Annotated in this window: 18 protein-coding genes and 1 other RNA gene; 15 read left to right on the top strand and 4 right to left on the bottom strand. The window is 37.6% G+C overall.

The window, feature by feature from the left end; translation table 11 throughout:
• Window positions 1-232: 232 nt before the first annotated feature.
• The 6 genes from RV17_RS08305 (at window position 233) to nth (ending at window position 5,761) form a co-directional block, all read left to right on the top strand.
• Window positions 233-1,585: an NADH oxidase gene (locus tag RV17_RS08305; RefSeq protein ID WP_067482316.1), complete on the top strand. Its 1,353-nt coding sequence runs from the start codon at window positions 233-235 to the stop codon at window positions 1,583-1,585.
• Window positions 1,586-1,732: 147 nt separating this feature from the next.
• Window positions 1,733-2,014: a DUF5960 family protein gene (locus RV17_RS08300; protein ID WP_067482314.1), complete on the top strand. Its 282-nt coding sequence runs from the start codon at window positions 1,733-1,735 to the stop codon at window positions 2,012-2,014.
• A 259-nt stretch (window positions 2,015-2,273) separates the two neighbouring features.
• Complete coding sequence (locus tag RV17_RS08295) at window positions 2,274-3,215, top strand: magnesium transporter CorA family protein (RefSeq protein ID WP_067482312.1); 942 nt, start codon at window positions 2,274-2,276, stop codon at window positions 3,213-3,215.
• Between the two features lie 55 nt (window positions 3,216-3,270).
• Window positions 3,271-4,164 (top strand): SDR family oxidoreductase, encoded by an 894-nt coding sequence (locus tag RV17_RS08290; protein WP_067482310.1) that lies wholly within the window; start codon window positions 3,271-3,273, stop codon window positions 4,162-4,164.
• 191 nt (window positions 4,165-4,355) lie between these two features.
• Window positions 4,356-5,075 carry a DnaD domain protein gene (locus RV17_RS08285; RefSeq protein ID WP_071868979.1) on the top strand — a complete coding sequence of 240 codons (720 nt, stop codon included), beginning with the start codon at window positions 4,356-4,358 and terminating at the stop codon, window positions 5,073-5,075.
• A gap of 20 nt (window positions 5,076-5,095) precedes the next feature.
• Complete coding sequence (gene nth / locus RV17_RS08280; protein WP_067482306.1) at window positions 5,096-5,761, top strand: endonuclease III; 666 nt, start codon at window positions 5,096-5,098, stop codon at window positions 5,759-5,761.
• Window positions 5,762-5,813: 52 nt separating this feature from the next.
• On the opposite strand, the gene RV17_RS08275 is transcribed toward nth, so the two are convergent.
• Window positions 5,814-8,147 (bottom strand): PBP1A family penicillin-binding protein, encoded by a 2,334-nt coding sequence (locus RV17_RS08275; protein WP_071868978.1) that lies wholly within the window; start codon window positions 8,145-8,147, stop codon window positions 5,814-5,816.
• Window positions 8,147-8,779 carry a Holliday junction resolvase RecU gene (gene recU, locus RV17_RS08270; protein ID WP_071868977.1) on the bottom strand — a complete coding sequence of 211 codons (633 nt, stop codon included), beginning with the start codon at window positions 8,777-8,779 and terminating at the stop codon, window positions 8,147-8,149. Before recU ends, RV17_RS08275 begins: the two co-directional genes overlap by 1 nt.
• Before the next feature lie 63 nt (window positions 8,780-8,842).
• Here recU and RV17_RS08265 point away from each other — a divergent pair, with 63 nt between their 5' ends.
• The 6 genes from RV17_RS08265 (at window position 8,843) to RV17_RS08240 (ending at window position 13,787) form a co-directional block, all read left to right on the top strand.
• On the top strand, window positions 8,843-9,382 hold the full coding sequence (locus RV17_RS08265) for an SLOG family protein (protein WP_071868976.1): 540 nt from the start codon (window positions 8,843-8,845) through the stop codon (window positions 9,380-9,382).
• Window positions 9,383-9,476: 94 nt separating this feature from the next.
• The gene (gene gpsB / locus RV17_RS08260; RefSeq protein WP_067482295.1) at window positions 9,477-9,887 is read left to right on the top strand and encodes a cell division regulator GpsB; all 411 of its coding nucleotides are present in this window, start codon (window positions 9,477-9,479) and stop codon (window positions 9,885-9,887) included.
• Window positions 9,888-9,903: 16 nt separating this feature from the next.
• Window positions 9,904-10,271, top strand: an RNA gene (rnpB, locus tag RV17_RS08255) — RNase P RNA component class B.
• Between the two features lie 69 nt (window positions 10,272-10,340).
• Window positions 10,341-11,504 (top strand): THUMP domain-containing class I SAM-dependent RNA methyltransferase, encoded by a 1,164-nt coding sequence (locus tag RV17_RS08250; RefSeq protein WP_071868975.1) that lies wholly within the window; start codon window positions 10,341-10,343, stop codon window positions 11,502-11,504.
• 38 nt (window positions 11,505-11,542) lie between these two features.
• The gene (locus RV17_RS08245; RefSeq protein ID WP_071868974.1) at window positions 11,543-13,039 is read left to right on the top strand and encodes a carboxypeptidase M32; all 1,497 of its coding nucleotides are present in this window, start codon (window positions 11,543-11,545) and stop codon (window positions 13,037-13,039) included.
• 97 nt (window positions 13,040-13,136) lie between these two features.
• Window positions 13,137-13,787: an HD domain-containing protein gene (locus RV17_RS08240; protein ID WP_071868973.1), complete on the top strand. Its 651-nt coding sequence runs from the start codon at window positions 13,137-13,139 to the stop codon at window positions 13,785-13,787.
• A 99-nt stretch (window positions 13,788-13,886) separates the two neighbouring features.
• Here the strand turns inward: RV17_RS08240 and RV17_RS08235 are convergent, their stop codons facing one another.
• Window positions 13,887-14,213: a hypothetical protein gene (locus RV17_RS08235; protein WP_071868972.1), complete on the bottom strand. Its 327-nt coding sequence runs from the start codon at window positions 14,211-14,213 to the stop codon at window positions 13,887-13,889.
• Between the two features lie 146 nt (window positions 14,214-14,359).
• On the opposite strand from RV17_RS08235, the gene RV17_RS08230 reads away from it, so the two are divergent.
• Both RV17_RS08230 and RV17_RS08225 read left to right on the top strand, forming a co-directional pair.
• On the top strand, window positions 14,360-15,499 hold the full coding sequence (locus tag RV17_RS08230) for a VanZ family protein (protein WP_067482284.1): 1,140 nt from the start codon (window positions 14,360-14,362) through the stop codon (window positions 15,497-15,499).
• Between the two features lie 136 nt (window positions 15,500-15,635).
• Window positions 15,636-16,985, top strand: a complete 1,350-nt coding sequence (locus RV17_RS08225; protein WP_071868971.1) for a DEAD/DEAH box helicase — start codon at window positions 15,636-15,638, stop codon at window positions 16,983-16,985.
• Window positions 16,986-17,488: 503 nt separating this feature from the next.
• Here the strand turns inward: RV17_RS08225 and RV17_RS08220 are convergent.
• Window positions 17,489-17,917: a GNAT family N-acetyltransferase gene (locus RV17_RS08220; RefSeq protein WP_067482280.1), complete on the bottom strand. Its 429-nt coding sequence runs from the start codon at window positions 17,915-17,917 to the stop codon at window positions 17,489-17,491.
• A gap of 362 nt (window positions 17,918-18,279) precedes the next feature.
• Here RV17_RS08220 and alaS point away from each other — a divergent pair, with 362 nt between their 5' ends.
• Complete coding sequence (gene alaS, locus RV17_RS08215) at window positions 18,280-20,922, top strand: alanine--tRNA ligase (RefSeq protein ID WP_071868970.1); 2,643 nt, start codon at window positions 18,280-18,282, stop codon at window positions 20,920-20,922.

The raw sequence follows: 20,922 nt of genomic DNA, 5'->3' as shown, positions 1-20,922 counted from the left end.
TTTTGGATAAAATAGTTTTTTATTTTTTTGCGCTTTCACAATCCTTTTTTTTGTGAAGTCTCAAACACTACGGCGCGAGGCTTTTTTTAACAGGTTTTCTTCCTGTTTCCTTTTAAAAAGTAAGTGAATTTTACCTTGTGAATTCACAAGCATAAAATTTCTGAATACGTTTTATTTTTGCTATAGTTAGCATTGTCAAAAGACAAAAAGTTTAGCAGGAAGAGGGATTACCATGAAAGTAGTTGTAATTGGCTGCACCCACGCTGGAACAGCAGCTGTAAAAAGTATTTTAAATAATCATCCAGAAGCAGAAGTAACAATTTATGAACGTAATGACAATATCTCATTCTTATCATGTGGGATTGCTTTGTATGTTGGAGGCGTAGTTAAAGATCCTGCTGGGTTGTTTTACTCAAATCCAGACGAACTTTCTGGGCTAGGTGCGACAGTCAAAATGGAACACAATGTTACAGATGTTGATACAGAAAATAAAACTGTAACTGCAGAAAATTTAAAGACTGGTGAAGTTGAAACAGTTTCTTATGACAAATTAGTTATGACAACAGGTTCATGGCCAATTATTCCGCCAATCAAAGGAATCGAATCAGAAAATATTTTACTATGTAAAAACTATAACCAAGCAAATGAAATTATTGCACAAGCTAAAGATGCAAAACGCGTCGTAATCGTTGGTGGAGGCTATATTGGAATCGAATTGGTTGAAGCTTTTGTTGAATCTGGAAAACAAGTAACTTTAATTGACGGGCTAGACCGTATTTTAAATAAATATTTGGATAAACCATTCACAGATGTTCTGGAAAAAGAATTGGTTGATCGTGGAGTAACTTTGGCTTTGGGTGAAAATGTGTCAGAGTTTATCTCAGATGAAGAAGGCAAAGTAAAACAAGTCAAAACACCTAGTGAAACATTTGATGCTGATATGGTTATTTTATGTGTTGGTTTTAAACCAAATACAGAGTTGGTTGCTGGAAAAGTTGATACATTGCCAAACGGCGCAATCAAGGTCAATGAATATATGCAAACAAGTAACCCAGACATTTTTGCAGCCGGTGATTCAGCTGTTGTTCACTATAACCCTTCGAATACACAAAATTATATTCCATTGGCAACAAATGCAGTTCGCCAAGGTTTGTTGATTGGATATAACTTAACTGAAAATAAAATGCATTATCGTGGTACACAAGGAACATCAGGTTTATATCTATTTGGTTGGACAATTGGCTCAACTGGTGTAACACTTGAAAGTGCGCCATTAAATAATTTGGATGTTCATGCCACTTTATTTGAAGATAATTATCGTCCAGAGTTTATGCCAACAACTGAAAAAGTGTTGATGGAATTAGTTTATGAAAATGGGACAAATCGTATTGTTGGTGCACAATTTATGTCGAAATATGACATTACACAATCTGCTAATACATTGTCACTTGCTGTACAAAACAAAATGACAGTTGAAGATCTAGCATTATCTGATTTCTTCTTCCAACCACACTTTGATCGTCCTTGGAACTACTTGAACTTACTTGCACAAGCAGCTTTAGCTGAAATTGCAGAAAATAAATAAACAACGAACACGCCGACAAACAGTTGAAGAATTGTCGGCGTGTTTCTTTGTTCTGGGAGTGTTTGAAGGCTTCAAAAGTATAATTAGTTGTAATCTAGCGGATTTTTTGTGAAAATAAAGAAGGAGTTTAAATTGGAGGAATGTCAAATGGAAAAAGAATACTTTAACCAACAAGCAGCATTTTTAAAAGATTATCAAAAATTTGCAAAACAAAATAATGAAACAATTGATCAGTTAGCGGATCAAGTGATTGAAGAATTAAATAAGACACAAGCAAACCACTTCACCTTGGCCAAAGAAAATGCAGTGGATGGAAAGAGCCATTGTTTCCCATTTAGCCGTCGTGTGTATGCAGATGAAAATGATGGTACATTAAATACAAGTTATACGTATGAAGGTGAGCCTTACGTTTTAGAAACAGATGAATAATTAGAGCAAGGAAATAGTACGAAAGACCGCATGGAACGATTCTATGTGGTCTTTTTACTTTACTAGCAAGAACTGTTCTATTTGCTAGTCGTAGACTGAAAGCTGTTAAGCATACTAACTATTTTTTGAGGACAAAACGAACTTAAATCAAATCCTTTGAATAAAAAAATTGGAACGTTTATCCTAATTATAGGGGGAGAAAACGAAACTGTTTCGCTTGAAAGAAAGACTGAAATAAATCACAAGGGAGGAAAAAAGAATGCCAAAGTATTACTTTATTGATAAACAGCACAAGGTAACAGAGGTGGATAAAGCCAAGAGCAATTGGCTAATCATTAATCATAGCGATGTAGTAACGATTGAAAACATCACACAAAAATATCAGTTACCTAAAGAAATCTTTATTGGCATTTCTTACCCTGAGGCGATTTCGAGAGTCGAGTATCTCCCTGGAACGAAGCTAGCTAATGCATTCTCACTGGTATTGCTTAACCTTTCCAGCAATAGTCAAAAAATCGAAGAGCGATTAACGCCAATTTCGTTTGTCGTTTCGGATGATTTACTGATTACTTGTGTCGAAAACGAAACGATGTTTATTGAAAGTTTAGTTGAAAAATATCAGACTGAACTGATTTCATTTGAAAAAGTTATTGCATATACGATTTTGAATAGTTATATGCACTTTGTCAAAGAATTGAAAAAAATGAAGCAAGAAATTGATTCGCTAGATGAAGGCGCACGCAGGACCACTGAGAATGAGGAACTCTATAAACAAGCTGATTTAGAGCGTGCCATTGTTTATATCGACCATACATTACGAGATCAAAAAGAAACGCTGGATGAACTGTGGGAAGTGAATCATTTTGCGGAGAAGCTAGCTGACGATCAATTGCTTTATGATGTGAAACTAAGACAAAGACAGACGGAAAAAATGATTTCGATTTATCGCGATTTACTCGAAAGTATTGGGAATCTTTTCAGTGGGATGATGGATAATCACTTAAACCATTTGATGAAGTATCTTGATTCAGCAACCTTGGTCATCTCTGTTCCAGCAATGATTGCGGGAATCTGGGGGATGAATACAGGTGGACTACCGGGACGAAGTTCTGAATTAGGCTTTTTGCTGGTTTTAATTGGTTCTGCCGTAGCAACAGCTGCGGTCGCACTTCATTTACTGACGAAAGATTACACAAAGTAGTTAGGTATGAGTTGCTTTTTTTGAAGAAAAATTTGTTTTAAATAGGAGGAATAGTATGACTGAACCAAAGTTAATAGATCCGCGAAAATTATACCATACGGAAAAATTTCCAAAGCAAGACCAAGATACACCAGCTCTCCAACAAAATATGAAACCTGTACCAGATTGTGGTGAAAAAACTTACAAAGGGGCCAATCAATTAGAAAATCGCCGTGTGCTGATTACTGGTGGGGATTCTGGTATTGGACGTGCTGTTGCTATTGCCTTTGCACGAGAAGGTGCAGATATCGCATTACAATTTTTTCCTGGAGAAGAAGATGATGCGAAGGAAGTTGCAATGCTAATTGAGAAAGCGGGTCGCAAAGTAGTACTGTTGCCTTTTGATTTGCGTGATGAGCAAGCACCTAAGGAAATCATTCGCCAAACAGTAGCTGAATTAGGTGGCATTGATACGTTGATTCTAAATGCTGGACAACAAATTTCTTGTTCATCCATTGAAGAATTGCCGATGCAACAAGTAAAAGATACCTTTATGGTAAATATCATTGCCATGTTTTCTTTGGTTAAAGAAGCAGTTCCTCATCTTCCAGCTGGAGGAGCTATTGTTAATACAACTTCTGTCCAGGCGACAAATCCAAGTGAACATCTACTTGATTACGCAGCTACTAAAGCTGCTATTGCGAATTTTACGATTGGCTTAGCGAAGCAGTTAGCGCCGAAAGGTATTCGGGTGAATGCTGTTGCTCCGGGACCAATTTGGACACCATTACAGCTTGATGAGGGGCAACCGAGCGAAGCTATCCCAGAATTTGGACAAGATAGCCTTTTAAAACGTGCAGGTCAGCCAGCCGAATTAGCACCAGTATATGTGTTTTTAGCCTCAAATAAAGCAAGTTATGTTACGGCACAAATTTATGGTGTAACTGGCGGCGAGGCAATCAACCTGTAAAAAACATGAATCATACTCTTTGTTCAGTGGGGATAAATGAGTGGGAGAGGGAGGCACCAAGAATCGTAAGGTAAAGATTCTTGGTGCCTTCCTTAGTCAGTTTATAACGAAGTCAAATCAAGAATCAATCAGGCAAACTTGCTTCACTTGCTCTTTTTCCGTATACTGATTTTGAAGCGGAGGAAAAGAACATGCTAAGTTTAACCAAATATCTACAATCAGGACAGACCACTATTTCTAATTTATTATTCGTAAATTACCGGAAAATGGGGTTAGAATCAGAAGAGTTTCTGTTTGTTTTGCAGTTGCACATGAAGCAACAAGAAGGAGACTCTTTTCCTGACTTACAGTTGATAGCAATCAACATGGGCTTGAAATCAGATCAGGTTTATCAAATTTTAAATCGATTGGTTAGTGGTGGCTTTATCGCAATTGAGACGATTACTGTTGATGGTAAAAAAGCGGATCAATACAATTTACTTCCGTTATATGAACGACTTGAAAAGTATTTAGATAGTCAAGCATCAAAAGCCAAAGAAAATCAACAAGAGCAAGAAATTCAATCGGTCTACCGTTCGTTTGAACAAGAATTTGGTCGGCCGTTGTCTGCAATCGAGTTCCAACGAATTGGTCAATGGTTAGAAGAAGATCACTATCAACCAGAAGTACTAAAGCTTGCTTTGCGTGAGGCAGTGTTGAACCAAGCGTATAGCTTTAACTATGTTGACCGAATTTTGTTATCTTGGGAACGAAAAAATTTGCGGACAAAGCAACAAGTTGAGGAAGAACAAAAACGACGTAAACAGCAATTATTACAAAAAGAAGTAGAACAATCTTCACAATCAGAGGATTTGCCTAAAGTTTCTTTGACAAATTGGTTGGAAGAAGAACTGAGAAACGAAACGAAGTAGAAAATGATGAGGAAGACAAGATGCTAAGTAAAGAAAATACAATGTTAGCGATTGAAGAAATGTACAAGATGTTTCCCGATGCACACGGGGAACTCGTTCATAAAAATCCTTTTGAATTATTGATTGCTGTGATTTTGAGTGCGCAAGCAACGGACGTTTCAGTAAATAAAGCAACACCGGGATTATTTCAAGCATTTCCTGATCCCGAAACACTGGCGCAGGCTTCTGTCGAAGAAATTATTCCAAAAATCAAAACGATTGGGCTGTATCGAAACAAAGCAAAGAATATAAAAGCTTGTGCGGAACAACTATTGGAGCGTTTCAATGGAAAAGTTCCTAGCACTCGAGAAGAACTGATGTCATTGCCTGGAGTGGGGCGTAAGACAGCTGACGTTGTGTTAGGTGATGCTTTTGGAATTCCAGCTATTGCGGTTGATACTCATGTCGAGCGAGTTTCTAAACGATTACGAATTTGTAAATTAAATGCAAGTGTACTTGAAGTGGAAGAAACTTTGATGCGAAAAGTGCCAGAAAATCTTTGGGTGAAAACACATCATACCATGATCTTTTTTGGTCGTTATCATTGCACAGCGAGAAATCCAAAGTGTGAAGTTTGTCCTTTGTTACCGATGTGCCAAGACGGAAAAATGCGGATGAAAGAAAAAGAAAAGGCCAGGACGAAATGACGTCCTGACCTTTTTTGTGTATTATGCTGCTCAATTAGTTATCAGTAACAACTTATGAACTCGAACTAGCTTTTTCAGAGCGAGCGGCGTTTTCAGTATCACTTGTTGGTGGCTCAGTTGAAGGTGTTTCTGGTGATGTTTCTGATTCAACTGTCGATGAGCTGCTCGAACTTGAAGGCGCTGGTTCTACTGAAGAGCTAGAAGAGGAGCTGCTTTCAACCGTTGTTGAAGATTCTGTGCTTGACTCAACAGTGGTTGACGAAGTAGTGCTTGTTTCTGGTTCAACCGTTGAACTAGGTACTGGAACATTGGAAATTTTTGGTGCGCTGTAACTTGGTACAGTATACTGGTCTTTATAATAAAGTTCATTGTTTACACGAATCAAATCATTTGGCATGACCCAATCTTCATTTGAAACACTGGCAGAAACATATTGCATCAATTCACGATAGACATCAGAAGCAACGTGTGATGAAGCATCAGTAACTGGTGTCATCTTCTCATTGTAGCCTGTCCAAACCGAAATCGCATAGTTTGGTGTATATCCAGCAAATAAAATATCAGGATAGACACCAGAAGAAAGACCAATTTTTGCGTATTCATCGTCTGTATAGTTAGATGTGCCAGTCTTACCAGCTTGGTATAAGCCGGGAATCTGAGCGTTAGTCCCAGTTCCTTTTGTCAAAGTGTCTTTCAAGATATCAGTTACCATGTAGGCAGTTTCTTCTGACATCGCTCTGGTTCCTTCAGGATCAAATGTTTCCTCTGTTCCGTCCTGATAGATTACTTTGTTGACGTACTGTGGTTTGTAGTAGGTACCACCGTTGGCTAAAGCTGCGTAAGCCGCCGCCATTTTTAAGGAAGAAGCACCATATTTTGTTCCGTCCTGCTCTTCTGTATTACTTGAAATGGCGTTTGATTGATGAATCGTACGGTAATCAATACCAATGCCGCTTAAGAAAGAAGCGACCTTGTCCGCACCAACTTCGTTAAAGAGTTTAACTGCGGGAACATTTCGTGAGTCGTATAGTGCTTGTCGTAAAGTGATTGTCCCCATGTAGCGGTTATCCCAGTTCATGACAGGCGTAGTTGTTCCTTCGTAGTTATAAGGAGCATCGGAAATCGTTTTGCCAGTAGAATATTTTAAATACTCAAAGGCAGGTGCATAATCCGTAATTGGCTTCATTGTTGAACCAAAATCACGTGATGTATTGACAGCCAGGTTGTTTCCAAGAGTAACGTCTTCAGCGACTTTTCGAGCACCGATTTGTGCTTTGACTTGTCCTGTTTTTGTGTCAATCAAAGTGGAAGCAACTTGCATTTGATCATCAGGATAAGTGACGTATTGATCGGTATTTACAATATTATATAGTTGTTTCTGAGCATCTAAATCAAGATTTGTGTAAATATCAAGACCATCGGTGTAAACATTCTTGTCTGTTTTTTCTTCGATCTCGTTGATTACTTCTTTTACATAGTTATCTACGATTTTTGTATTGTCATCACCTGAAGATAATTCTTGCAGGCCATCTGTTACGGGCACATTTACTGCTTGATCGTACTCTGCTTGAGTGATTTTTTCGTTTTGCAGCATTGTGTAAAGGACAATGTCACGGCGTTTTTTTGCTTGTTCAGGATAAGTATATGGATCATAAGCGGAAGGTGCTTGAGGCATCCCAGCTAGAAGCGCCGTTTGTGCTAACGATAACTCGGGTAATCTTTTTCCAAAGTACATTTCTGCGGCTGTTTCCATGCCATAAAAACCATTTGCCATATAGACTTTATTTACGTAGTAAGTCAGAATTTCTTCTTTTGATTTTTCTTGCTCTAGCTTGACAGCCATCCAAGCTTCTTGTGCTTTTCTCTTTAGCGTTTGATCTTCTGCTTTGGTTGAGAAGAAGGAAAGTTTGATCAATTGCTGAGTCAAAGTACTTCCGCCTTGTAGTCCGCCAGACGTAAAGTTTGATAACGCCGAACCCAGAATGCGGACAGGATCGACACCAATATGTTTGTAGAAACGACGATCCTCGACAGAAACGATGGCGTCTTGTAATTGCTGTGGCAATTCATTGGCGGTGATTTTTTCGCGTTTTTCTGCACCTAGATCCTCAAATAGTTCGCCGGTGGAAGTATAAAGCTTTGACGAAACAGTAGCGTCTAATTCTTTGTCAGTGAGGGCAGGGGCGTCTTTTGCATAAAACCAAAACAGACCAACACCAGATAAGAATAAGATACAACCAATAAAAACAAGACCAAGTAAGATTTTGACAATCAAATTTTTTCCGTTTTTTTGTTTACCAGAGCCATTTCCAGAACTTGATTTCGTTCCTTTTTTCTGGGGAGGACTTGCTTTTCTTCGCGAAGTTCTCGTTTGTTCATTTGCCATTAGTGCTTTTCTCCTTTTGATAATGATAGATAGCGATCGACGGCATCAAGATAAGGGACGCGTGGTAGGAAACCAGGGGTGATTTCAATGCCAAGTTCTTCAATCGATGCGAGTGGCAAAGACTTTCTACCGCCATCTTTTTGTTGATACCAATAGTCGATCAGATGTGTACTATTTAAATAGAAGCAACGTTTTAGACTAGAAAACCATAGTAAAACAAAACAGATACCATCTTGTTTTAAACAAGACTCCATGTGTTTGATTTGATGTTCGTGAAAGTTGTTGAATGGAAAAGAGGTTTTATTTTTTGTCTCTTTCGCTTCAAAATCCAAATAGAAACCTCGATAGACACCGTTGTAATCTGTTGTCGAAGCTTGGGTAAAGTAAGCTTCCTTAATCACTGCGGCACTTCTTCGAGGGTAATCGACTTTAACGATTTGAATAGGTGTTGGTTTCTTGTGAACGACTGCCAAATTTTTTGACAGATAAAAGTTGTTGCTTTCATTGATAGCTTCTTCAAATGACATACCTCGGTTACCAAAAATAGTAGAAGAAGTTTTTTTTTCTTGAATTTTTGGTTTTGAAGAGGCATCCTTAGAATAAGGTTGGCCATTAGGGTAGCGTAAGACCATATTTAATCACACTCCTGCGCACATTATAGCAAAAAAAAGCAGAGAAAGAAAAGAAATCAGGCGGTGAATCAATTGAAAGTAATCTATGTTTCAGGCTATCGAAGCTTTGAACTGGGTGTTTTTCAGGAAAAGGATCCAAAAATCAAAGTTATTAAAAATGTTTTAAAAAAAGAAATTCGCCAATTAACGGAAGAAGGATTAGAGTGGGTGATTAGCAGTGGCAACCTTGGTGTTGAGTTATGGGTTACTGAAGTTGTAGCCGAATTGAAGCAAGAGTATCCTAAATTACATCTAGGAATTATTTATCCGTTTGCTGAATTTGGTAGTAATTGGAACGAAACAAATCAAGAAAAGAAAATGTTAGCGGAACAAGTGGCAGACTACGTTGAGTCGGTCAGTCATCTACCTTATAAAAATCCTAATCAATTAAAAAATCATACACAATTTCTACTTACACATACAGATGGTACTTTGTTGATCTATGACCCAGAATACATTGGAAAAACAGATTATTTTTTGCGTGATGCAAAAAAAATGCAGGAAGTTAAACCTTACGAGATTCATTTGATTAGCATGGATGATTTACAAAATTCTGTGGAATAAAAGTAGATAGTGTTTGATTTATAGTTATTTTTCCGATACAATGGGAAAAGTAGAAAAGTTATAATGTAAACGAGAATTAAATAGAGGTGTAAATATGGCGAATTTGATTTATAGTCCAAAAGACATTTTACAACAAGAATTCAAAACCAAAATGCGTGGATACGATCCGATTGAAGTCGACGAATTTTTGGACAATATTATTAAAGATTATGAAGCATACAGCAAAGAACTCCTTGCTTTACAAGAAGAAAATGATCGTTTGAGTGCTAAAGTTGCTCAACTATCAAAAACACAAGGAACACAAACTCGCGTGCAACCAACAGAAGCACCTAAGAGTACAGCAGTAACAAACTTTGATATTTTGAAACGTTTATCAAATCTTGAACGTGAAGTTTTTGGAAAAAAACTTGACCAAGCAACACCAGCTGCTTCTGCACAACCAAATGCAGGCAACTATACAAATGCAGATGCAAGTGATGACAACGAAAAAACACGTCAATTTTAATTAGTGAATTTTTGCGGTTTTCGGGTAATCGCGGTCTGACTTGATCAGGCTGAGGAAAGTCCATGCTCGCACAGACTGTGATGTCTGTAGTGTTCGTGCTTAGCGAAAAGATAAGCTAAGGTACTCTAAGGAGTAACGGCAGGAAAACGAGCTAAGGTTTCGACTATGCTTTAGTATCCTTGAAAGTGCCACAGTGACGAAGCGAATCGGGAAACTTATTCGGTGGAACGCGGTAAACCCCTCGAGCGAGCAACCCAAACAATGGTAGGGGCGCTTTTTGCTAGGAATCAGAACAAGGCAAAAGGGCAGGTAAACTGCAGATAGATGGTTACCCCTTTATTTCTTCTCCCTGGAGGAATAAAGGACAAAACATGGCTTACAGAAAATCGCAATAATCAGGGAATACCTTCCAACGATGTTGTGAAGGTTTTTTTTATAAATAAGGAGATTAGTATGGATAAAAATAGAAAATTTAACCTTGTAGCAACTGCCGCAAGCGGTTTAGAAGCTCTTGTTGGGAAAGAATTACGTGATTTAGGAATTGATTGTCAAGTGGAAAACGGTCGTGCGCGTTTTGAGGGCACGATGGAAACAATCGCAACAGCGAACTTATGGTTGCGTACAGCAGACCGTGTCAAAATCGTTGTAGGTGAGTTTGATGCATTTACGTTTGATGAATTATTTGAAAATGTGAAAGCTTTACCATGGGAAGATTTTTTACCTTTAGATGCAGAATTTCCAGTTGCTGGAAAATCGATTAAATCAAAACTATATAGTACACCGGATTGTCAAGCAATCACTAAGAAAGCAATTGTTGATCGTTTGCGTACGTATTACCACCGGCCAGCTTCTGTACCGTTGACAGAAACCGGTGCTCATTTTCAATTAGAAGTTGCTTTGCTGAAAGACCATGTGATGGTCACGTTAGATACGACAGGACCAAGTTTATTTAAACGTGGCTATCGTTTGGAAAAAGGTGGCGCACCATTAAAAGAAAATATGGCAGCTGCGCTAATCGCACTAACAACATGGCGTAAAGATCGTCCTTTTTATGATCCTGTTTGTGGTTCTGGAACTATTTGTATTGAGGCAGCCTTAATTGGACACAATATTGCACCAGGATTTAACCGTGAGTTTGTTTGTGAATCATGGGAATGGTTTGACAATAACATCATGGAAGAAGTACGTGCTGCAGCAGAAGAACAAGCTGATTACGATGTAGAACTAGATATTACTGGTTCAGATATCAATGGACGAATGATTGAAATCGCAAAAGCGAATGCGGAAGAAATTGGATTGGGTGATTCAATTACCTTTAAGCAACAAGCGTTGAAAGATTTCAAGACGGATAAAGAATATGGCGTAATCGTTGCTAACCCACCGTATGGAGAACGCTTGGGTGAGGAAGAAACAGTTCGTAAGCTGTATCGAGAAATGGGTGACGTATTTAGACCATTGAAAACATGGAGTAAATACATCTTGACCAGTGATTTAGCATTTGAAGAATATTACGGACAAAAAGCAACAAAGAAACGTAAATTATATAACGGTGCTTTAAGAACTGATTTATTCCAGTACTGGGGAACACGTCCACCTCGTGTGAAAAAAGAAGGTTAGGATTTGTTTTTAAATTTGGATTTTTGGAGGAATGACAGATGAAAGAAACAGAATTTTTACAAGAATTAAAAGAAATTAACCTTTTGCAACAAGCATTAGGTATTTTGGACTGGGATACACAGACAGGGATGCCTGAAAAAGCCAGTGAATACCGTAGTGCTGTTGACAGTTACTTGTACAGCCTTTACTTTGCGAAAAAAGTAGGACCTAAAATCGAGGAAGCACTTGCTTATTTTGGCGAGCATCCAGAAGAATTATCTGAAGTAGGTCAAGCCGCATATCGGAAAGTGAAAGAAGACTTTGAACTAGAACATAATGTGCCTCAAGAATTGATGACAAAATATAGCGCAGCAATTTCTTCTGCGCATGGTCAATGGCAAAAATCACGAGAAACAAAACAGTTTGCTGATTTTGAATCAGCGTTGACACAAAATATTGAATTGACCAAAGAGCTGATTCCTTATTGGCAAAAAGATGAAAAGACGCCTTATGACGTGCTGTTGAATCAGTATGAACCAGGCATGACTGTTGAAATTCTAGACAAAGTATTTGCACAATTAAAAGATGGAATCATGTCTATTCGTGAAGAAATTAGTGAAAAAGGAACAGAACCTGAAACCAGTTTTCTTTCACGTAAAATGACGAAAGAACAACAAAAACGATTCGTTGTGGGCGTTATCGAACAATTAGGGTATGATTTCAGCCGAGGGCGTTTAGATGATACAATCCATCCATTTATGACCGGTATCAATCCCAATGATGCACGAATCACAACTCGTTGGAATGAACATGATTTTCAAATGGCTGTTTTTGGTGTTATCCATGAAGCAGGTCACGGAATGTATGAACAAGATATTGACGATAAATATGCGTATACACCCGTTTATCAAGGCGCTTCAATGGGCATTCATGAATCGCAATCTTTATTTAACGAAATTATTGTTGGAAGCAATCGAAGCTTCTGGGAAAAACAATATCCTTTCTTCCAAGAATGCGCAGAAGGGGCATTTGCTGATATTGCGTTTGCTGATTTCTACCGCTCATTGAAACGTACACGAGCAAGTTTGATTCGCATTGAGGCAGATAGTTTAACTTATCCTTTGCATATTATTATTCGTTACGAAATCGAGAAAATGATTTTCAATGAAAATTTAGCAATTGCTGAACTTCCAGAAGTCTGGAATCAAAAATACGAAGAATATTTAGGTGTTCGGCCAACCAATGATCTGGAAGGAATCCTTCAAGATGTCCACTGGTCAGGTGCAAGTTTTGGCTATTTCCCTTCATATGCTCTTGGGTACATGTATGCAGCGCAACTATTACATGCACTAGAAAAAGAATTGTCAATTGATGAGGTTTTAGCTTCAGATGACTATTCACCAATCAAGAAGTGGATGGAAAAACATATTCACCAATATGGGGCTTCAAGAAAACCAAACCAATTGATTCAGGATGCTACAAATGAACCACTAAATCCTAATTATTTGATTGAATATATGCGAAACCTATACTTCGACGTGTACCAAGTAAACTAAAACTGGAAGTCTGGAACATTGTTTCATTTGTTCCAGACTTTTTCTGTTCGATGAATTTGTTAAAAATGAGGAGAAAAATTAATGTGGGGGTAGAAAAATGGGCGAAAAACTAAAAAAGATAGCTGCGTATAGTTTCAATCAATTGAAAAATGATCAAACAGGTCATGGAGAAGACCATACGAAGCGAGTTGTTCAGTTAGCAACAGATATCTTAGCAACAGAACCAACTGCTGATCGAGAAATTACCTTGGCGGCGGCTTATCTTCACGATACGATTGATGATAAAGTCGTTTCTGATGAAGCACAGGCGAAAAAAGAATTAGTTACTTTTTTAAAAGAGATTGATTTAACCGAGCATCAAATCACCGCAATTTTTTCTATTATTGAAAATATGTCCTTTTCTAAAAGTCTTGGAGAAAATGCCGAAGAATTAACGATTGAAGGAGAAATTGTTCAAGATGCAGATCGGCTGGATGCATTAGGTGCAATTGGGATTTTGAGAACAGCTTATTTTGGTGGTGGACATGGTCATCCCATTCATGATCCTGAGATGCTGCCACAAAAGTATGCGAATAAAGCCGATTATCGTAAAGGTTCCACCGTTATCAATCATTTTTATGAAAAGTTATTTTTATTGCCTGCACAAATGAATACCGTTTATGGGAAAACAGAAGCGCAACGTCGTGAACGATTTATGCGTGATTTTTTAAAAGAATTTTATCAAGAGTGGGAGAATACAAGTGATTAGTGGAGTAAATGAAGTTTGTTAACTAATTATGTATTATGCAAACTTAGATAAAAAACAAAATACCACGACAATTATCGTAGTATTTATGTTAGTAAAAAGCTAAGAGTTCTTTTTCTTAAAACTTGTTAAGCGACGATAGCCACGAATCAGATTTAAGAAGAATAAACAACCAGCTACAATGATTGGTAACCAGATCAGATAAACTGGATAACCGATTTGAGCGGAAAGTGTTTGTGACGAAATGTTCTGCAGTTCAGTGGCGGCTTGTTGCCATGTTTGAAGGTTGAAAACCATCATGAAGCCGGAAATAATCAACAAAATAAAACCTAGATAATGGATTTTGGTTTTTTTGCGTAGATACGCAAATCCTAAATACAGCACGAATAAAAAAACTGGAACTCCAAAGACAAAATAGAAATTCAGCACTTCGACACCTCCTCGTATACCATTTATGATACTTCAAATTGGCTGAATTGAGAAATAATAGCGTCGTTGCTTGATTAAGCATTGAAATGCTTGATAAAATGTATGTTGATACTCAAGAAAATTTATAAAAAGTGTGGTGGGTTGTTATGGCAAGTTATATTGAACCAATTCGGTTTGCATTATTTGTATTTCCATTTTTAGCACTAGCAATTTCGTCGGTCTTCTTTATTTATGAATACCGTAAATATGGAACATTTCTCTTATATCGAGGTGTTATTCTTTATTCTTTTGTATTTTACCTATTATGTGCATATTTTCTAGTTATTCTACCATTACCAGCAAGGGAAACAGTGGCTCAGATGACAGGACCTAAAATGGAGCTAGAGTTGTTTGCTTCATGGCATCATTTTTGGAATCAAACAGTATTAAACATTCATGATCCGAGTACTTATTTAGCTGCGATGAAACAAAGCGTCTTTTTAGAACCAGTGTTTAATATCTTATTGCTGGTACCTTTTGGGATTTATTTAAGATATTATTTTAGATTATCTTTTGCAAAAACAATCATTGCAAGCTTTTGCTTATCGTTGTTTTTTGAGCTTACACAATTAAGTGGTCTGTACTTTATTTATCCTAGACCGTATCGCTTGTTTGATGTGAATGATTTGCTTCACAACACGCTGGGGGGCACACTAGGTTATCTTATAGCACCAATTTTCACTTTCATGTTGCCGACGAGAGCGAGAATGGATGAGATATCTTATGAGAAAGGTCAAAAAGTTTCCTTAACAAGAAGATTGGTTGCATATTTGATTGACTGGGTATTTTTGGGAATACTAGATAGCGTCATCTCTATTTTGCTACAATTAATGTTCAAAAAAGATGTCGTTACGACGAACAGTGAGTGGATTTTCCTAGAAGTTTTCTTGTATTTTATCGTTTTGACTTATCTAACAAATGGTAAGACACTTGGAAAAAAAGTTGTACGCATTCAAGTTGTGGAAGAAAAGAAAGAACGGATTTCTTTTAAGGCATTGTTGATTCGTTATAGCTATCTCTATTTCTTGTTTTATGGTTTGAGTTGGGCAATTCAATTTTCACAACAAATCATGGACCAATCAACTGGTGTACTGCAAATGACGGCGATTTTTGTTTTTATGGGCTTGATGTTTGCTCAAGGAATTTTTGTCTTGAATCTCGTACTTTCGTTTGTGAGGAAAAAAAGTGTCTTGTTTTATGAAAAAGCAAGTCATACCTACACCATCAGCACGATCAAAAATAAATAAATTGAAAATTGCTGATGAAATCTGATGAGATATTGTAAAGAAGGCGCGAATCACTGTTTGAGAATAAGAGAGCAAAAATCATGCGGCTGTGTTATAATGCCAAAGTCGTGAAAAATTAAAGAGAAGAGGTGCATAGATGAATAATTTTGATAAATTCAACTTTCAACCATTTATTAACGAAGCATTGACAGCAAAGGGCTTCGTGCAACCAACGGAAGTACAAGAAAAATTGATTCCATTGATTGCCAAAGGAAAAAATATTGTTGGTCAATCACAAACAGGTTCTGGAAAAACACATACATTTTTATTGCCACTATTTAATAAAATTAATGCTACAAAGGAAGAAGTCCAAGTAGTCATTACTGCTCCAAGTCGCGAATTAGCTGCACAAATTTATAAGGCCGCTAATCAGCTTGCACAATTTTCATCACCAGAAATTCGTGTCAGCAATTTTGTTGGTGGAACGGATAAGCAACGCCAATTGGATCGTTTACGTCACCAACAACCACATGTCGTAGTTGGAACACCAGGTCGTATTTTAGATATGATGAATGAACAAGCGTTAAAAATCCATACAGCATTTGCGTTTGTTGTCGATGAAGCAGATATGACATTGGATATGGGATTCTTAAATGAAGTCGATCAAATCGCAGGTCGTTTACCTGAAAAAGTTCAATTTTTAGTATTCTCAGCAACAATCCCAGAAAAATTGCGTCCATTTTTGCGTAAATATATGCAAAACCCTATTATCGAAGAAATCAAACCAAAAGCAATTATCTCTGAAGATATTGAAAACTGGTTGATGTCGACGAAAGGCAAAGATAAAAATAAAATGATCTATCAATTATTGACAATTGGTCATCCGTATTTAGCAATTGTATTTGCAAATACGAAACAACATGTTGATGAAATCGCAGATTATTTGAAGAAAAAAGGTTTGAAAGTTGCGAAAATTCATGGAGGCATCACTCCTCGCGAACGTAAACGCGTGATGCGCCAAGTACAAGATTTAGAATTTCAATATGTAGTAGCAACCGACCTTGCTGCACGAGGAATCGATATTGAAGGGGTCTCACATGTGATCAACGCAGAGATTCCTGAAGATACAGATTTCTTCATTCACCGTGTCGGTCGAACGGGGAGAAATGGTCTCAAAGGAACGGCAATCACGCTTTATTCGCCAAGTGATGAACAATCAATTGACATGTTGGAAACGTTAGGTGTCAAATTTGAACCGAAAGAAATCAAAGACGGCGAAATTATGAAAACTTATGACCGAAATCGTCGAACAAAACGCGAAAAATCAAAAGACACATTGGATCCAACATTGATTGGGTTAGTGAAAAAGAAAAAGAAAAAAATTAAACCGGGCTACAAGAAGAAGATTGATTGGGCGATTGCTGAAAAGAACAAACAAGAACGTAAAATCGAACGTCGCCAACAGTCACGAACAGCTCGTAAAAATAAAAAAAGTTCACATAAATAAAAAGGTTGTGGCTCCAAGCGCTCAGCTTCGAAAAAATAATGAAGAACTGACAAAAATAGCTGCTTATGTTTTTGGACAGTTATGAATTGTTTCGAGAAGTTGCTTGAGAAACACCGTGAAAGAGGATGTGGCGCAAAACGATTTGCTCCGACAAGATAGCGTGGAAGCACACAAAATAGCAGTCCACATTTTGAAGTGAATGCAAACTTTCTTGAGGAGTTGTTTTGAGAACACCGTGAGTAAGGTTGTGGAGAAAGTGTTCAACTCCAATAAATAAAAACAAATTTTTGTGAAATTTAGGCTTATTTGGAAGGAGTTACTTCTTGAACACCGTTTATTCGTAAAAAAGAGTCTGAGACAAAAATATTCAAGAAAAAAACCGTCTAAAATTCGTTTTTTGAAAACGTTGATTTTAGGCGGTTTTACTATTGAAATCAGAGTTAAGGACAAACAGATTTTTTAGATTTGTCTAAGTTTTTTTATACTGTTATTGAGTTAGCTAATCATAAAATTTTTTCCATGCCTACACAAAGAATGCCATCTTCTTCAAAAGGTGGCGTACAGGAAACATACCCACAGCGTTCATAAAATGACTGCGCTGTTAACTCAGCGACTAAATAGCTTAACCGACAGCCATTATTTTTGGCAACTTGTTCTGCCTTGAACAACAGTGAACGTCCAATGCCTTTTTTGCGGTAGGGTTTTGCCACACAAAAACGGTCAGGCTGAAAACATGTTTCGCTTTTCAGTTGATAACGTAAAGTCGCAACAGGAATTAGATCATCAAGGAGTAAAAAATAATTTCTTTGACTGGTATCGAGTGCATCAAACTCCCATTCTGGTGGAATATGCTGTTCTAAAACAAAGACTTCATAGCGAAGTGCGAAGCTTGCTGCTTGAATCCAAGTTTCATTACCAAAAAAGTCGTTCATGAATCTTTTCCTCCAATCAACTTTTTTTATTTATCGTAACACAGACGGAGAGCAGCAAAAAGAGCCAAAATAGAAAAGCTTTATTGACAGATATCCGGGAAGTGCGTATACTTAACGAGTACAAAAAAGGACATGATTTGTTTTTAGTGGCTCACAGAAAATTCTTTCTAGGCTGAAAAAAGAATAGTTACCAATCAAATTGCTCCCTTTTTTCTTTTGATAGAAATATCAACGCAACTCAGCGTTATCGAGTTTAAGAGGTAATGATCAAACATCATTGCAACCAAGGTGGTACCGCGAGTTTTCGTCCTTGGCTGTAATGGTGTTTTTTGTATTGAAAAACAACGAGAGAAGGTAATGGAATGAAACAATTAAGTAGTGCACAAGTTCGTCAAATGTTTTTAGATTTTTTCCAATCAAAAGGACACACAATCGAGCCAAGCGCCTCATTAGTGCCAGTTAACGATCCAACTTTGTTATGGATCAACTCAGGAGTAGCAACCTTAAAAAAATATTTTGATGGTTCAGTTGTTCCAGAAAATCCAAGAATCACTAATGCACAAAAATCAATTCGAACAAATGATATTGAAAATGTCGGAAAAACTGCTCGCCATCACACAATGTTTGAAATGTTAGGAAACTTTTCTATCGGAGATTATTTCAAAGAAGAAGCAATCCACTGGGCATGGGAATTTTTGACCAGCCCTGAATGGATGGCCTTTGACCCTGAAAAGTTATATGTTACTGTCTATCCAAAAGATACGGAAGCAAAACGCATCTGGCACGAAGAAGTGGGCTTACCTATGAATCATATCATCGATGTAGAAGATAATTTCTGGGATATTGGTGCCGGTCCTTGTGGTCCCGATACGGAAATCTTCTATGATCGTGGAGAATCTTATAATGATTTAGCAGAAGATGATCCTGAAAACTATCCTGGTGGCGAAAATGAGCGTTATTTAGAAATCTGGAACTTGGTATTTTCTGAGTTTAACCACAAACCAGACAACACATTTGAACCACTACCACATAAAAACATTGATACGGGCATGGGATTAGAACGCATGGTTTCTATCGTTCAAGATGCACCAACGAATTTTGAAACAGATTTGTTTATGCCAATCATTCATGCGGTTGAAAAATTAAGCAACCAAGTGAAGTACGGTGAAAGCTCAGCAACGGATATTTCTTATAAAGTAATTGCTGACCACATTCGTGCATTATCTTTTGCAATTGGAGATGGCGCACTACCTTCAAATGAAGGACGCGGTTATGTATTACGCCGTTTATTACGTCGTGCAGTTATGCATGGTAAAAAATTGGGAATCAATCAAGCTTTCTTGTATAAATTAGTTCCAGTTGTTGGAGAAATCATGGTTAGCTACTATCCAGAAGTGTTACAACAAAAAGAATTTATTGAAAAAGTCATTCGGACAGAAGAAGAACGCTTTAACGAAACAATTAATGAAGGTCTAGATATCTTGAACCAAGTGATTGAAGAGGTAAAAGCAGCAAACGGAACGACTTTAGCTGGTAAAGATATCTTTAAGCTTTATGATACTTATGGTTTCCCAGTAGAATTAACTGAAGAAGTAGCGGAAGACGAAGGTTTGAAAGTCGATCATGCTGGCTTTGAAAAAGAAATGGAAGCACAAAGAGAACGTGCCCGCTCTGCAAGAAGCACGGAAAAATCAATGGGCGTTCAATCAGCATTATTAACGGATATCAAAGTGGATAGCAAATTTATTGGTTACACAGAAGTTGAGGCAGACAGCAAATTATTAGTAATCGTTCAAGACGAAGAATTACTAAGTGAAGTAACAGAAGGCGTTGCTCAAATGATTTTTGCTGAAACACCTTTCTATGCAGAAATGGGTGGACAAGTTGCTGATCAAGGTTGGATTTTAAATGATGCACAAGAAGTGGTTGCAACAGTTACAGATGTTCAAAAAGCACCAAACGGTCAATTTATGCACACAGTAACAGTCAAATCACCAATGCAAGAAGGTACAATCTATCATTTAGCAATCAACGAACCAATGCGTAATCGAATCATTAAAAACCATACAGCGACTCACTTATTGCATAAAGCGTTAAAAGAAACATTAGGTGAACATGCAAACCAAGCAGGTTCATTAGTTGCACCTGGACACTTACGTTTTGACTTCACTCACTTTGGCCAAATCACAGCAGATGAACTAGTTCAAATGGAACGAATCGTCAATGAAAAAATTTGGGAAGCTATTCCAGTTCAAACAATCGAAACAGACATTGACACAGCAAAAAATATGGGGGCAATGGCCTTGTTTGGTGAAAAATATGGTCGTGAAGTCCGCGTCGTCAACATTGGCGAATGGTCAATCGAACTTTGTGGTGGGACACACGTATCAAACACAGAAGACATCGGTATTTTCAAAATCGTTTCTGAATCAGGAATCGGTGCTGGCGTTCGTCGTATCGAAGCTGTTACAAGTAAAGAAGCTTACGAACTACTAGAAGGTGAGGAGCAACAATTAAAAGAAGTTGCAGCAATCGTCAAATCACCTCAATTAAAAGAAGTAGTTGCAAAAACAGAACAATTACAACAACAATTACGTGAATTACAAAAAGAAAATGAAAAATTAGCAAGTAAATTAGCTAATCAACAAGCCGGAGACATTTTCAAAGAGTCAGAAACGGTTGCTGGAAAAACATTGATTGCTTCACAAGTGAAAGTGAAAGACATGAATCAATTACGTCAATTAGCAGACCAATGGAAACAAAAAGCAATTTCTGACATTCTTGTTCTGGCAAATGAGCAAGACGGAAAAGTTAGTTTGTTAGTGGCTATGTCGAAGGAAGCAAATGAAGCCGGATTAAAAGCTGGGGACTTAATCAAAGCAATCGCACCGAAAGTTGGCGGTGGCGGCGGCGGACGTCCAGACATGGCACAAGCAGGCGGTAAAAATCCAGCAGGTATTCCAGATGCATTAGCCGAAGCAAAAAATTGGTTGCTTAACCAATAA

The sequence above is a fragment of the Enterococcus thailandicus genome, assembly GCF_001886265.1.
In the GTDB taxonomy this organism is placed as follows: domain Bacteria; phylum Bacillota; class Bacilli; order Lactobacillales; family Enterococcaceae; genus Enterococcus_B; species Enterococcus_B thailandicus.
This window is presented reverse-complemented; position numbering and strand designations above follow the sequence as displayed.